Source organism: Novosphingobium silvae, from assembly GCF_009856825.1.
Classification (GTDB): domain Bacteria; phylum Pseudomonadota; class Alphaproteobacteria; order Sphingomonadales; family Sphingomonadaceae; genus Novosphingobium; species Novosphingobium silvae.
On the sequence record NZ_WVTD01000007.1, the window covers coordinates 148758 to 162681 of the forward strand.

Below are 13924 nucleotides of genomic sequence, written 5' to 3' on the forward strand. Positions count from 1 at the left end.
GCGATAAGCACGAGGGGAACATCAACCCGTCAGCTAACGGTCGCCCGAATCGGAACGCCCGCTTTCGTCGCGGCCACGAACCGCATCGATCAGCTCACGCATCACCTCGGTATCACGCAGATTGAGATCGCGTTGCGGGAAGGGGACCTTGATGCCGTTCTCGCGCATGAGCCGCCAAAGGGTCTTGAGCACGTCGGAACGGACGTTGCCGATCCCTTCTTCGGGGTCGGTGATCCAGCAGTGGATCACGAAGGCAACGCCGTTGTCGGCGAAGCTGTCAAGCCAGACGGTGGGAGGCGGTGCGGCCAGCACTCGCGTCACCGAGCGTGCCGACTGCAGCATCAGCTGCTCGGCCTGCTCGATGTCGCAGGCATAAGGGATCACGACATGGACCTGAATGCGCACGTTGCGGCTTGAGTAGGACCAGTTCTCCACCTGATTGACCATCAGTAAGCAGGCGACGGAAATGCGTATCACATTTTAGCGATGTGGCTGAAAGTCTCCATTTATGCGGTTATAAGATGGTCACGAGCGTTCACGCGAGGTCATGGATATTCAACGTATGTATCCTAGACGTATCCTAGTTTGGTCAATTATCCAAACTAGGATACACTCTATGGAATGTGGTTAGCGGCGTTTGTAAGGGTGCCGCAGGCGCGGCGATCAACAGATCAGTTCTGCGGCAAAGTGAGACGCGCTGATGTCGAAGGTCGAGGTGTCAGTGCCGACCGTCATCAAGTGCTTATTGTCCCCGCCCCGCCAGAGACCTGAGGCGAGCGGTTCGCCATCGCGCATGACAAGCCCACGCGCGAGGAGCTTGCAATCTGTGCCATTGGTAAGCGTAAGATCAGGTGCCTTGGTCATATGAAATCCTATGTGAAGTTGACGAGCGGGATCGTCCCGCGAAGCGCTCCACGCTCGCCAGTCGGTGGATTTGAATTTGCGGGGAGGGTGCCGCAGGCGCGGCGGTCAGAAGGTCAGGCGATTAGTCGGCGCGCGCGTCGCGAAAATCATTGAAAAGCTTGGTCAGTCCGAGACGTTCAATTGCGCTATGGCATTCAGCGAGAACCTGATCGGTCGTGACCGCCTCGCCACCCTGCGCGGCGACTTCGGCGAGGAAATCGGTTGCAACGATGAGTTCGGGTTCAATCTCGACCATGACATCCTCAGCCTGACCGGAGCCGCCCAGAACCTCGCGCCACGGGGTTGCCTCACCCATCGCGTCCCGGCTCACCTTGCGCAGCGTATACCAGCGGTTGGAGCGAATGTGGCAGTTCACTGCATCACCGGGATTCAGCGCGGCGAAGAGTTCGCGGCTGAAGTCGTCCCGCGAAATCGGGCCAGCGGTCTCATCGAATGCATCGGTGAATTCCTCGGCGAAGGTGAGCGCGAAATCATCGTCCATGTCGAAGATAAGGACCGACCCGCCGTTCCCGAACGCGATAATCATGGGAACGGGCAAATCATTCTCCAATTCCTTGATCCCCTGCACGATGGGCGGGATTGCATCGAGAAATTCGCGGACAGTTTCGTTATTCATTCTAATTTTCCTTCGATTTCGCAGGCGAGCGGGATCACCCCGCAAAGCGCGCTCGCCTGCAACCATTGTTTTTTGCGGGGAATAGAGTTTGCCGCTGGTGCGGCGGTCAATGCGCCAACCGGGTAAGGGTTAGGCGGCAGACTGCTCGCGCTGGTGGTCAGACCAGAATAGGTAGAAATCGACCCATGAGCCTACCTGAGCCCAAATCTCGGCGCAGTAGCGTTCGGGGGACACGGTGCGGCAGAAGCTAGCGGCCATGAGCGGCAGCGGGAGCGACCCCGCAATGGTGGGGTGGCCTTCGGCATCCCACTCACATTCGAAGTCGAGATTGGCTCCACGCGGCGAAACGACGATGCGGTCACGGGTCTTAGCGGTCAGGGCGGCTCCGAGATCGTGGCACCAGCGCTGGAGTTCGGCAGTCCTCGGCATTGTGTAATCCTCTCATGAAGGCGAGCGAAGGCGCTCCGCGAAGCGCGAGGCTCGCAGTGATTGTGAATTTGAAATTTGCGGGAGTTGGATTGCCGCCGACGCGGCGGTCGGGGGTTAAACCGACTTGAACGCGGTGGTCTCGTCTTCTCCGATGAGGTCCACATCGTTGGAGGCCGCGATCCGCGCGAACCATGCAAGGAAGTGCTTCATTGCGCTCTCGTTCGGGAACGGAGCGACGGCGAGCTTGTCGCCCGGCTTACCGCCGTGCTCGACGATGATTTCCCATTCGGGGTGCGTGAAGGAAATCCGGAAGGATTCCCCGATCATATTGAAGGTGATGAGAACCGCGTCGATAGGCACGAACTCGGTGCAACCATTGCGGTAGGCATCTTTGACCGTGCAAATGGTGAACCAGACTCGTTCCTTGAACGTATTGGGCAGACCCCTCCGGCCATTCTGAAGCTCAAACAGAAAGAGGCCCGTGGCGTTGATCTTTTCGTCGATACTGACGGGAGAACTCATGATCTAACCTCTCAAGTAGGCGAGCGAAGGCGCTCCCGAAAATTCGGGAATGCTGTCGTTAAGCGGTTTGTGAAAAGGAACCCGAATTAGGTTCGGGTTCGGCAGCCTTAATCAATTATGAAGTCGGGCAATAAGTGCCTCATTCAAATTGTTACTACGCCAAAAGTTATTATCTTATCTTTTGATATTTCCGGGACGCTGGATGGTGAGCCATTCCTCAAGCTCGTCCCGTTTCCAGCGCCTAACCCGTTCGCCTAATGCAATCGGAACGGGAAAATTGTCGCTCCGACGAAGGCGCTTTAAAGTAGAAAGAGAAATTCCTACCATTTCGCATACCTCAAGAGGAGAGAGTAAATCTTCATGAGGTTCTGGAATAGGATTCTCATTGTCATTCGGCTTGGACGATTGCAAGCTAACAACAATTTCATGGACGGTGGCCAACGGCTTATCATTGATAAACCACTGATCTCCGAATTTAACGGTCACCTTTGAGTGTTCGCCGACGGAACCAATTTTTATTAACTCAATCAGTTCAGCGGGCACTTCAAGAACTAGTTCATCGGTCGTTTTTGGCCTCCTCTGGCTGCTACGCAACCTTAATGACCGCTTTGCGACCGTTAGTCAACCTTTAAAGGGTCATAGAGGGTCAAATTGTTCGAGCGGATGGCCAGCCGTAACCCTCAACGTCGATAGCTTCCACCTCACCGATGCTGATCTCGTCCGCGTAGATGGCCAGCCTGAGCCTCTGAGAGGCAGCGTGAACGTCGGTTTGGAATTGGACAACCTCGGTCAACATGACATCAATATCGGCGCTGGTGAGGCTCACAGTGGAATTGTCGGCCATCGTCCACATCACCGATGCGTCGGCGGTCAGGAGGATGCGGCGGGCAGCAGACAGAGCGAGGAATGATTTATCGTCAATCTGGATCGCGCCGTGACTGGTGACGAACGCGCCATTGATACGGCGGTCGCGATCTACTTTGACGGCGGCCCACTTTCTCGCCTGCGCACACTGGACAGTCACGACCGTGTCGGGAACGATGGAACCGCCAGCCATGGGCGCGCCGACTTGGGTAAGGATATATTCGATATCTTCGATGGACCTAACGGGCCATTCGAGCGGAATCGTGTACGTGTCCTGCCAGCTTATGAATTCCATCTCGACGGAGGCATATGAGTTGATGACCGCGTGGGTGCTGTCAGCGGTCATCTCCCACTTCAAGATTTGGTGGTATTTGCCCATGGCGTGATTGGGCATCAGCATTTCAAATATGATCATAGCGCCTGTATTTAGTCGGGATCGGTCAAGACCCTCGCATGGGGCCTGCCCTGCGCCAGACCGCAACTTGTCCCCAACTTGTGGAAAAAGGCGCGTTATCCCCCCCGTTGTCAATCAGAGGCGAGACAAAGCGGGTCGGCTGACGCTATAGCGGGGATGGGCATTTCGCCCAACATCAAATGGAGCAACGCTGATGTCGTTCACTGACGTCTGCGCTCTCTTGACGCTTTTGATTCTTTTTGGGACTTTTGTCCTCAAGCTGAAGCAGAAGTAAGAGACCGCCGAAAGGTAGGGGGCGGACGGCAAAACCGTCCCCTACTGGCGGGTTGATGGACCCCCCACCACGGCAATTGGTGAGGGGTCGGATCAAATGGAGCGGGCTGATGCCGTTCACTGAAATCATCCGCTACAACCTTGGATATAAGCGATGCGTTTAAACGCATCAACATTTGTGTGAAGTTTCTGCCGGATTTTTGTCGAACGGGATTGACCATCGCATTCTTGGTCGGACTGATGGTCGTTGTGGTGATCGTCCTAACGGTCGCACTGACGAATATGATGGCGAATTAACGAAATCGTTTCCGCGATCAACGTGACATCCGACGATGTGTGCGGAAGTGCTCGGGTGTGATGATGCGCGGGCGAGGGGTCTTACCGCCGATTTCCTGATGCAGGGTAGGGGGCTTGGGCGGCGGGTCGAGCGGAGTCCAACTCGCCTTAGGGCCGCGAGTCTCGCACTCGGAGCATATGAAATATCGCGTGAAGTTGCGCCATCCGGTGTCTCTGCGCCGCGAGATTAGCCAATCGTTGAGTTCGCGAGGGTCCATCATGCTCTCGTGTCCACACGTGCACTTAAGTTCGAGGGTGCCGCCCCTGCGCGCTACGTCACTCAAATCTCTGGGCGGGCCAACCATAAGGCGAGGAATAGAACATTAGGGGAACGTTTGGAAGGCTGCTCCCCCATGCTATTTTCGGCATTTCCGAATGGGAATGGGAACTGAGCCACCCATTTAGCGAACCGTGGATAAATTCCTGCAACACCCATTTCCTTCCCAGCGGGTTTGTGGCATTAACAAATTTCTAGGCAAAGGACTCGCTATGTCCGTCGAATTCAAAGAGGCGCTTGAGCGCGAGATTGCTGAGTTGGAGTCGTCGCTTCAGAGCGATCCTCGATTTGTGAAGTTGCAAGAGCTTCAGCGGCTCTCGCAGCTATACAGCCCGCTCGCAGAAACGATGAGCGGCCTGAAGATGATGGGCGTCGGGCTCTCCGTAATAGGAGTAAGCAAGCCCGCGCGGTCCTTTGGCGGCGGTGAGGCGATTGTTGACGGAAATCGTCGCATGACCTCGGTGGCTCGGCAAAAAGTACTAGAAGATGCTGAAAACATCCTGCGCGGCAGGACCGAGCCCACTCGCACCAGTGACCTTTACGATGCCTTGATTGCTGCCGGGAATGATATCGGCGGTGACGATCCGAAGAACAATCTTTCCGCCATGCTGTCGAAGTCGCCGTTGTTCCGCTCCCACAAGCGAGCCGGGTGGACTCTGGTGGCAACGAACACGACGGTCCCTGACGACGATGAGGAGTTTGATGGCAGGCTTGAGCCGCAGGGTCCATTAGAAGGCCATCTTCCAGCCAAGGCGATGGACGTTTTTGGCCCACGGGGGAAGGAGTACGACCTTTGAGACGCAAAGAGCGCCCAGCTTCGCGGGCCGGGCGCTCAATGATGAGTTTCCGCTTGTGAGCAGTGGGGAATTGCTGTTCCGCCACTTTCCACCAGCGGTTCCACCTTCCACACGATCCCACGCGGGGACCGTGTGAGAAGACCGGGCGCATCCACGCTAGGCCTCCATCGCAAGGTTCACCTAGCAAACGGAAGCGTCCGTTTCAACATGGCATGGAGAAAACGCCATGAAACGTGAACCGATAGACTACATCTACCGACGCTACATCACCGTGAAGGGGCGGCGCATCTACCGCAAGAATGGCGGTGTTTTCCGCATCCCGATCTACGAGTAAAAAGGGCAGTGGGGGCACGTTCTCGTGCCTCCACCAACCTTGACGTCGCTGTAAAGGGCCTTAAAGGTCAAGACAGGGCGACTGATCGAACGCGACCACGTCACCAGTCGCCCGACCCCATTACATTTCAAATCAGATTTTCCCTTAACACATGAGCAATCATGTGCGCTCTGTTGCGCGTCCGTGTCTTGAGACGGACATTTTCCACATGGCGCTCCACAGTGCAGGGGGCAATTTCCAGCTTGATTGCTGCCTCTTTGGCAGACCAGCCATCGGCGACAAGGCGAATAACGTCCGTCTCACGACTGGTCAAACTTAATTGAGTTGTTGCTGCAAAGTTGCTGTACATCGTAACCCCCGATTAATGATGTGGGGTTGCTCGCAGAAAGGGGTAGGGAAAGATACTCATTATTTCCCGGATGACAAAATTGTAAGGACGAAAGCCCGGAAATAGGTCGGTCAAACCGATTTCCGACTTGGGGGAAATCACCACCGCGTTGCAGCATGGATTCCAGCATTATGATATTGAACCGGAGAATCGCGCTCTGATATAAATACAGATGTCAAAGGGCTTTCGTCTTTCTCCCTTTGGCATCAAAACTTCCTGATGTGGGGCAGTCTCTGGGCAAGGGGCTGCCCTTTTTTTATAGACTTGCCGAGGACTGCTTCAGTAAGATTGGCGGGTCAGGTTCTCTCAACCTTATAGAGTTGAAGGGCGCTCACCTGACACTCATCATATTTTGGTATTCTGGGGAGCCGGTAGTTTAACTATCGGCTCTTCCCCATTTCATCACGCAGCCTTTTGACGCTGACGTTGAGCCTGTTTCCTAAGCCGCGCTTGCTCCCGACGCTTATCGTCACGTGCCTTTGTCTGTTCGGCGGTCCGCACCGTCCTTGGCCTGCCTGCCGTGCTGTTGTGAACATATCCAGCGAAACCAAGATCAACCAGTTGAAGGGTAGGGCGGCAATACCCGGTCCGCAGGAAATAGCGCTCAAGGTGCTCGGCTTGCTCTCGGTCATACACGGTGATCGTCACCGTCGCGGTTGATGCCGCGTCTCTCACACTCGTCCGAGTGGAGAACTGAACGATAGTCTCGCGCTCCCGGCTGTCCGTGATGTACTGGGGGTCGAGGCCGATCTCCTCAAACATGGCGATGTCCGTATTGTCGGGCTTAGCGGTGTAAATTATCGTGGCGTTGTTGATCGATTGAAACCGGTTTGAACCTTGCTGACGGGGCGACAGCTTGACCCCCGGCGCAATCGCGCCTTGATCACGGTCAGGGTAGTTGAACAGCGGCTCGTCTCGCGAATTGCAGGTCCACATATGATTGGTCGGGCTGAACTGCGCTGCAAGGTCGAGGGCGATCATGCGGAGATGACGTTGCCCGCGCTCGCTTGAAAACAGGCTGCGCGAAGCCTCATGCGCATCAGCATGATAGCGGATCACGACATCGCGGTGCTCGTATCGGCGACGGGTAGGGCGGTCGAGCCGCTCCCATACAAGCTCGGGCCAACGCTTGCGGAAGATTTGAAATGTCACCGAGTGGTCGAAATCGTTTGCGAGCACGTGGACGTGGTCGAACACAGGCAATTGCTCCGGCGACCAGATGGACGACCAAGACAGGGCCTTTCGTTCGACGATCTCACTCCATGAACCGATGTCGGTGGTGACAGAAACACGATCAGACAGGACACGTGCGTGGAGAACCGAAGCCGTGCGAGCCATGTCGTCGGCGCTCATCGTCTTGGCCGTCTGTGGATCGAGGTCATCGCGCAGGACGATTTGAAAACGCGTGGGGGTCAACTGCTTCAGCGCATAGTGCGCGGCGAAATGAGAAGCAGTGCTCTCCAGCGAGACATTGATCGTCTGACGATCCCAGATGGATGGGGTCTCATCAATTGTCAGCGACCAGCCCGTGAACCCGCTCAAGTCTGCCATCTTGAGGCCTTCGTGCGTCACGAGCGCGACCACATGACCCTTGATATAGGTGGTCGGAAGGGCCTCGATATCGGCTCGAACGTTAGCCGACCCGGTGATCACAAGCGATCCATCCGGCGTGATGTCCGGAATCTGGCCCCGCGAGTAGATGCGGATGACCTTGACCCTCGATCCTGTTTCCTCTGCCCGCTGGTGGATCAAGGCCTCGATCTCGGCCATCGCCTCCCGCTTTTCGACCGCGTAAACGTACAGCCCACGCGTCGTTACAATATCGGTGATCTCCTGATAGGTCTTACCCGAACCACATGGGCGAGGGTCATAATACAAAGTATTCGTCAATTTCTTTCTCTCAAAACATGTCACAAAAACGCTACTAGTATGATCTCGTAAGCGTCACGCTCTATTTATATATAATAGGTATTTTGCGTGACATGGATCAATTTATTTTTGATCTATGGATGAGTTGGAAGGTTGATCGGAAAGGCGGAGCCACATCGATTACAGACCTATTTATACATCCTGAGGAATCCCTATGTCAAAATTGAAATGCACAGAAATGTCGATTTCTTGAGGGGGATCGAGGTCATCTGATTGAGATGGCCGCTCGCGGTCATGTCAGTCACGTGGCCGATGATCCTGCGCGTCGTGAGCGGTTGGCGAGCGAGGGGCCATAACCCTTTAGGTCCAACAACTTAATCGAGTTGAGGACGGGTTACCCGATGGGCCGTCAAGTGCTCAACGCTTGGGATTTGCAGGTCTAAACGCCATCCGGCCAGTACCTGACCGGCTGCGCGACGCCTTGATGATCGGCTCATTTCGCTTCCGCTCAATCACCCGATCACACATCGGCGAGGTCGTTTCAGGTCAATTCATTGAGCCCTTGCGGGTTTTGAAAACCCATCTGAATCTATTTCCTAACTGCCAATCACTAGGAAACAGGTGCAGCCGTTCGGTGGGTAAGGCGGTTAGCCCCCGTCAATTTGGCGCGAAGCGCACCCGAACCTGTGCGGTGCAGCCACTAGTAGCGTTTTCGTGACGCGTTTTCAAAACCGGCAGCCGATATCACGCGTAGCGATCACCTTCGGAAAACCGCCGTTTTTTGAGTTTACGGCGGCGTTTTGCGCCATTTGACTAAATACTTGCATGAACGACGACACCGCTCGCGGAGCGAAACCCGCACTCACGAAAGACGAACTCGACGCGATCCTCAGCTATGACGCAGATGCGGGGGAATTCACTCGCTTAGTAACGCGGGGAAAGTACAAGGCCGGTACCAAAGCTGGCTATGTTCACAGGCACCTTGGTTATGTCGAGATCAAGGTCAACGGTCAGGCCTACTATGCCCACCGCCTCGCTCACTTGACTATGACTGGCGAGTGGCCCTCTGGCCAGATGGACCATCGCAATCACATCAAGTGGGACAATCGGTGGAGCAATCTGCGACCTGCTAGCCGCGCTCAAAACGTCTATAACCAAAAGGGTTGGTCATCCTCGGGTTACAAATGCATCGCGGTGTATGAGACCAAAAGCTTCGGGACGCGGTTCGCGGTCAAGGTTCAGCGCGGCGATACCCGCTATCAGAACGTTTTCGGCGATCTCGACAACGCCATCAACTATCGTGACGAAGTCATCCGCAAGCACGATGGCGAGTTCGCGCAAACCGGCCATCGCGACGACTGAGTTTTCAAAACGCGAGAGAGGAAAAAGAAAAAGGCCGGGGTGATCCCGGCCTTTCGCTTTGCGGCCAATCAGCCGTGGGTTGTTTCCCTCTTGGCCTTCGCGGCCAAAGCCGTTGCAAGGGCTAGGTGACCTTGAGGATGCGCCGCATAGGGCTGTGGAAGCAGCATTTGAGATTGCAATATGGTTTTCCATATGGATGCCGCAGAAGAGTTTCGGTCCAAACCTCCCGCGTTATCAGAAGCCCAAAGGCTGTAGGGCAGGGCAGTGACGGGGAATTCATATGCGCGCCCATCATCATCGGTGACGCGATGAGTAGCCGCCTGATGCAAGGCATTCTCAGCCCACTCATTGAGTGATTTGCCCTCGATCTCCGCTGCGATTGCCGCTTCGCGATGAACCTCAGGATTGAGGCGAAACATCACTTTGCCGCTGAAGGTCTTGTGCGGCTCTTTCCCAAGTTCCTCGCAAGACTCAAGGTAGTCATCGACAGCGGCGTGGAACATCGTCTCAAACTCGGCCACACCATCGGCCTCAAACATGATGATGTCTTGTATGCCGATGAGCCGCCCAACGAGCGCACCATCTTCCGGGCTATATTCGACGCGGGTAGAATACCCCTTATAAGTCATCACATTCTTCATGGCCGGTGTCCTAGTTGAATCAGATATTCACGGAATCCCCTGATCATATATGGTTTAGCTTCCTTGCCGGGGTGGGGGCGGTGGAAGCTTAGGTACTCCCCAGCGGGTCCAATGAATTTGACCCCGGACCCTTTGCCTTCCTTCACCGTCACGCCCAGCGAGACCAGCAAGCGTTCGATATCGGCAAAAACGATGGTGGCTGACGCGGGGTCAGTCCATATCGCTTCAAGCGTCTTTCTCTGCTTGCTGTTCATGCTAGCATGATAAGACGTGCTAGCACCTTGTGCAAGCCCCAAACAGAAAGGTTTTGAACTCCGACAGCCCGCGCCCCGGTGAACGACAGATGCTAAATAACAATGACCCCTCCGGTTGGTTTTGATTTGGGGCGCGGCACAAAATCTTGGCGGATAGGTGTCGCGGCCTACCCTTTTATGGCCTCACCCTAAATATGGGATGACCCCCAAGCTCACCCCGGAAATCCTCAAGGCCGCATTCCCCCGCATCACCCCTGCCAACGCCAAGATGGTCGCGCAGAACGCGCCGAAAGCGATGGCGAAATTCAATATCACTGGCGTTCGTCGTGTTTCCGCATTTCTCGCCCAATGCGCCCATGAGTCCGCGTTGTTCACCGCGCGGGTCGAGAACCTCTGGTACAGTGCGCATGGCCTCCAACGGGTGTTCCCGAGGTATTTCCCGACCCGCGAACTGGCCGAAGCCTATGCCTATCAACCTTCACGGATCGCGGCGCGCGTGTACGCAAATCGCATGGGGAACGGTGACGAGAAGTCCGGGCAGGGCTGGGTGCACCGGGGCTCCGGCTTCATCCAACTTACCGGCAAGGCCAACCAAACGGCGTTCGCCAAGGCGATGGGCAAGACCCTTGAGGAGACGGTCGAGTATCTGAAAACGGACGAGGGTGCTTTCATGTCGGCGGCATGGTTCTGGTCCACCACTCGTCTGAATGATCTCGCGGACGGTTGGCAGATTACGCTCATATCATCGAGGATCAACGGCAAGAACCCGGCCCATGGGCTGGCCGAGCGGAAAGCCTACTCCAACTCCCTCCTCAAGGCCTTTGCGATATGAAGCCTCTGCTGATCCAGATCATGCAATGCCATGCCGCGTACATCGTCGCTGGAATTGCAATGGACATTGCTAAGGCGACCCAGACATCGGCCAGTCTGTCATTGGCACTCGGATCGCCATTGGCAACAGCGGTCTGGTAATCAGACCAAAGGAAACCAGCGCCTATCAAGAAAATCAGCGCGATGCTGATCATGGATATGATCAAGATTCGGTGCAGTCCACGACGGTAGTTCATTGTATTCCTCAGGTAGTGACCGAATGAAGAATGCGACGTGTCAACGCGAATGGGCAAGCGAAACAAGAGCTACTTCGGGTGCAACTTGCTCAGGAAATGATGCGCAACACCGCGCCTGCCAATCAGCATTCGGCTAAATACAGGACCATGAACGACACGATAGAGGCGTTGCGCGCTGCCCTAGAGCGCGCTGAGGCTGCCGGGGATAGTATGGGGGCCTCCCGTAGTGCATTGGCGCTCTCAGCCGCCCTGATGGTTCGAGAGGCCGTCTCGGTGGTAGCCGTGCTGAAAGGCCAACGTCGCCCGTGACGCTCGACGATGATGCTTAGGCCGATCCCCGGAACCAGACGGTCAGGCTTGCAACATTTTAATCGGCAAAGCGGACCAGCGGGAAGCGCCCCATTGCCGCCATAGCTTCAATTGCTAAAGTCGGACAATGTCTTTGGAGATTGCTGCCCTCATCGCTCTTTTCGGCGTTCCGATCTATGATCGGCTACTCACCTCTCATGTCGCGTCATTCATGCGCAGTTTCAACTACCGCTACAGACCGTTCACTGGACTTAGGTGGTTGAGTTACATCGCACTTTTGATCGGAACCTTCGTCACGTTCCTAATGGCCGAGCCACCTGAAGAGAGAATATGGGTGGGTTTGCCGTGGTTGGGTGCGATGCTCTTTCATGGTGTTGTGGTCATGATAGACATATTTCGGCAGCGGGCTGACGCGGCTGTGCGATCAGACGACAACTAACCACCCCTTCCGGCCATCAAGCGACAGCAAGCCGGTGTTCGGAAGCGAACGCTAGCCGCCTTCTCTGGCCGCCCTTGAAGCCTTCTCAGCGCGCTTCGCCATGACTTTATCCAAGAGTTGCCAGCTAAACCATATGAACGCGGGCAGGGCCATGACGACGGTGGCAACCGTTGAGGTCGTCACCGCGACCCCCACTACCGGAAGGCACACGGTGCTGACATCGCAAACTGCCTTGGCGTCGATCACTGGTCAGCCTCAGGGCGGGCACCCGTCCAAGCACCGCCAACGCCGCCGATGACGATTTCAATGGCAAGCGCGATCTGGTCGGCGTCGAGCGCCCAACCGAGTAGGTGGGTCGTACCAAGCGCCGCGATCACCGCGACAAAACGACGGTGTGCGGCATCACCAAGGTAGGTGATGGCAGATTTCGAGAGGGATTTCAGTGTCGAGGTCATCCCCTATTTAGCCAGCAGAGGAATCCATCTTCATCGTGATGAGGCGGAAATTCGACCGGCAGCACATGTATGCGAGCGTGTAGTGCTCAGGCGTGAGGTCTAATTCGAGGGTGTCGTACCACAGAGAATCCTTCATTGATTTCTCAAAAGTCCTTGGGTTGTGCCCAGCGGTGAAGACACGGGTCGCCCACACAACTTCCTTGGTCGCAACAAGGACGTGAGTGTCGCTCCACGATGGCAGTATGGTCTCACGGCATAAGTTGGCCATCAACTCGTGACGCCCGTCAGTGGCTATAGCCCAGTTCAGCCCACCGGGCGGCTCTCCTGCATGAGGCGCTAGAATTCCACGAGGCCATGGCTCTAAAGACGGAAAAGCTATCCCTGCGCGTTTACAGTACGAGGCAAGCCAAGCTTCTGTGCACACGACGTCAGTGTCGTTCGCGCGACCATTCCGCCAAGGTGGCAGGAAACCTCCGTGCACCGCTGCGCGAGACCCGATGAGCACGGGCATCGTCATAAGTTGGTGAGGTCCACGATCCACATGGGAGAAGGCTGTCCCGAACTGTCGTCCCATCCATACGTCTTGCCGGTGCCCGCTGTCTCATGGTCGATGTAATCCACCGTGGAGCCGGTCCATTTCAACGCTCCGATCCAGTTCAAACGCACAAAGGTAACCTGCCCCGATAGGGAGTCGCCTCGCTCTTCGATACGCGACGACCAAAATGGTCCAATTCCCATGTTTCCGAATTTTCGTGAGCCATCGTAGCTTTGTGGGTAAGCGCCATTGCCGCCGTTGGCACCTTGGTTGGATGTATAATCCGACGCCATCGCGTGTAGCTTAAGCGTGGGGTATATGTCGCTCATCAGCAATTCGGCACTCGCGCTTGATATCTCCAGCCCAAAACCGCTTCCGCGCCCAAGGCCGCTGACCTTGTCGAAAATGAACCACTCCACGGAAGGGCCGACCTCCGAATGGATCGTGTAGAGCGTCCACGTCCATGTGTTGCCCGATTTCTGCACCGACCAGATGCCTGCGTAACAGTTGTTTGCGCGTATCACCATTTTTGGGGCGTTGCCTGAATTGTGACTGATGTTGACCGATTGCCACCCTACGTTAGCCTGAGTGTTCGACGATCCGGCCCCCGCAGCCGGGTACCATACGCCTTTATTTACCAACGACGGGTTGGGATTCGATCCGTCGATCTGAAGCGTGTTGAAGTCGTTGAGGATGTTGATGCCGAACGCCATCAGCGATAGCCCCATGTTATCATCGACTGGACATTCGACGGGCACTTATCGATGCGGTACCGATATTGAGAGGCGCTCAACACCTGCGCGCCACCATTCCAATCC

Annotated in this window: 17 protein-coding genes; 3 read left to right on the forward strand and 14 right to left on the reverse strand. The window is 55.7% G+C overall.

The genetic code is table 11. The features are described from left to right. Positions 1-33: 33 nt before the first annotated feature. From GR702_RS11460 to GR702_RS11490, 7 genes are all read right to left on the reverse strand, one after another. Positions 34-477 (reverse strand): mechanosensitive ion channel family protein, encoded by a 444-nt coding sequence (locus GR702_RS11460; RefSeq protein WP_337192589.1) that lies wholly within the window; start codon positions 475-477, stop codon positions 34-36. A 186-nt stretch (positions 478-663) separates the two neighbouring features. Continuing rightward, a complete protein-coding gene (locus GR702_RS11465; RefSeq protein WP_160986018.1) occupies positions 664-864 on the reverse strand; it encodes a hypothetical protein in 201 nt (66 codons plus the stop codon). A gap of 121 nt (positions 865-985) precedes the next feature. Continuing rightward, positions 986-1606 (reverse strand): hypothetical protein, encoded by a 621-nt coding sequence (locus GR702_RS11470; RefSeq protein WP_160986019.1) that lies wholly within the window; start codon positions 1604-1606, stop codon positions 986-988. 63 nt (positions 1607-1669) lie between these two features. Beyond that, positions 1670-1969 carry a hypothetical protein gene (locus GR702_RS11475; protein WP_160986020.1) on the reverse strand — a complete coding sequence of 100 codons (300 nt, stop codon included), beginning with the start codon at positions 1967-1969 and terminating at the stop codon, positions 1670-1672. A 114-nt stretch (positions 1970-2083) separates the two neighbouring features. Then, positions 2084-2491: a hypothetical protein gene (locus GR702_RS11480; RefSeq protein ID WP_160986021.1), complete on the reverse strand. Its 408-nt coding sequence runs from the start codon at positions 2489-2491 to the stop codon at positions 2084-2086. Between the two features lie 174 nt (positions 2492-2665). Beyond that, positions 2666-3034, reverse strand: a complete 369-nt coding sequence (locus GR702_RS22675) for a helix-turn-helix domain-containing protein (protein ID WP_160986022.1) — start codon at positions 3032-3034, stop codon at positions 2666-2668. Between the two features lie 103 nt (positions 3035-3137). After that, positions 3138-3770: a DUF4376 domain-containing protein gene (locus GR702_RS11490; protein WP_160986023.1), complete on the reverse strand. Its 633-nt coding sequence runs from the start codon at positions 3768-3770 to the stop codon at positions 3138-3140. A gap of 1098 nt (positions 3771-4868) precedes the next feature. Between GR702_RS11490 and GR702_RS11495 the strand changes: the two genes are divergently transcribed. Then, a complete protein-coding gene (locus GR702_RS11495) occupies positions 4869-5453 on the forward strand; it encodes a hypothetical protein (RefSeq protein WP_160986024.1) in 585 nt (194 codons plus the stop codon). 461 nt (positions 5454-5914) lie between these two features. On the opposite strand, the gene GR702_RS11500 is transcribed toward GR702_RS11495, so the two are convergent. Both GR702_RS11500 and GR702_RS11505 read right to left on the reverse strand, forming a co-directional pair. Then, positions 5915-6136 carry a response regulator transcription factor gene (locus GR702_RS11500; protein WP_160986025.1) on the reverse strand — a complete coding sequence of 74 codons (222 nt, stop codon included), beginning with the start codon at positions 6134-6136 and terminating at the stop codon, positions 5915-5917. A gap of 441 nt (positions 6137-6577) precedes the next feature. After that, positions 6578-7945 carry a hypothetical protein gene (locus tag GR702_RS11505; protein ID WP_160986026.1) on the reverse strand — a complete coding sequence of 456 codons (1368 nt, stop codon included), beginning with the start codon at positions 7943-7945 and terminating at the stop codon, positions 6578-6580. 924 nt (positions 7946-8869) lie between these two features. Between GR702_RS11505 and GR702_RS11510 the strand changes: the two genes are divergently transcribed. Continuing rightward, a complete protein-coding gene (locus GR702_RS11510; RefSeq protein ID WP_160986027.1) occupies positions 8870-9406 on the forward strand; it encodes an HNH endonuclease signature motif containing protein in 537 nt (178 codons plus the stop codon). Positions 9407-9474: 68 nt separating this feature from the next. On the opposite strand, the gene GR702_RS11515 is transcribed toward GR702_RS11510, so the two are convergent. Together GR702_RS11515 and GR702_RS11520 are read right to left on the reverse strand one after the other, a co-directional pair. Beyond that, a complete protein-coding gene (locus tag GR702_RS11515; RefSeq protein WP_160986028.1) occupies positions 9475-10047 on the reverse strand; it encodes a type II toxin-antitoxin system HicB family antitoxin in 573 nt (190 codons plus the stop codon). Next, positions 10044-10301: a type II toxin-antitoxin system HicA family toxin gene (locus GR702_RS11520; protein WP_160986029.1), complete on the reverse strand. Its 258-nt coding sequence runs from the start codon at positions 10299-10301 to the stop codon at positions 10044-10046. Before GR702_RS11520 ends, GR702_RS11515 begins: the two co-directional genes overlap by 4 nt. A 199-nt stretch (positions 10302-10500) precedes the next feature. On the opposite strand from GR702_RS11520, the gene GR702_RS11525 reads away from it, so the two are divergent. Then, the gene (locus GR702_RS11525; protein WP_160986030.1) at positions 10501-11133 is read left to right on the forward strand and encodes a glycoside hydrolase family 19 protein; all 633 of its coding nucleotides are present in this window, start codon (positions 10501-10503) and stop codon (positions 11131-11133) included. On the opposite strand, the gene GR702_RS11530 is transcribed toward GR702_RS11525, so the two are convergent. The 3 genes from GR702_RS11530 to GR702_RS11540 form a co-directional block, all read right to left on the reverse strand. Next, on the reverse strand, positions 11114-11326 hold the full coding sequence (locus GR702_RS11530; RefSeq protein WP_160986031.1) for a hypothetical protein: 213 nt from the start codon (positions 11324-11326) through the stop codon (positions 11114-11116). The genes GR702_RS11525 and GR702_RS11530 overlap by 20 nt on opposite strands. A 1032-nt stretch (positions 11327-12358) precedes the next feature. Then, positions 12359-12571, reverse strand: a complete 213-nt coding sequence (locus GR702_RS11535) for a hypothetical protein (RefSeq protein ID WP_160986032.1) — start codon at positions 12569-12571, stop codon at positions 12359-12361. Between the two features lie 513 nt (positions 12572-13084). Further along, positions 13085-13819, reverse strand: coding sequence for a hypothetical protein (locus tag GR702_RS11540; RefSeq protein ID WP_160986033.1), 735 nt, complete (start codon positions 13817-13819; stop codon positions 13085-13087). Positions 13820-13924: the final 105 nt, after the last annotated feature.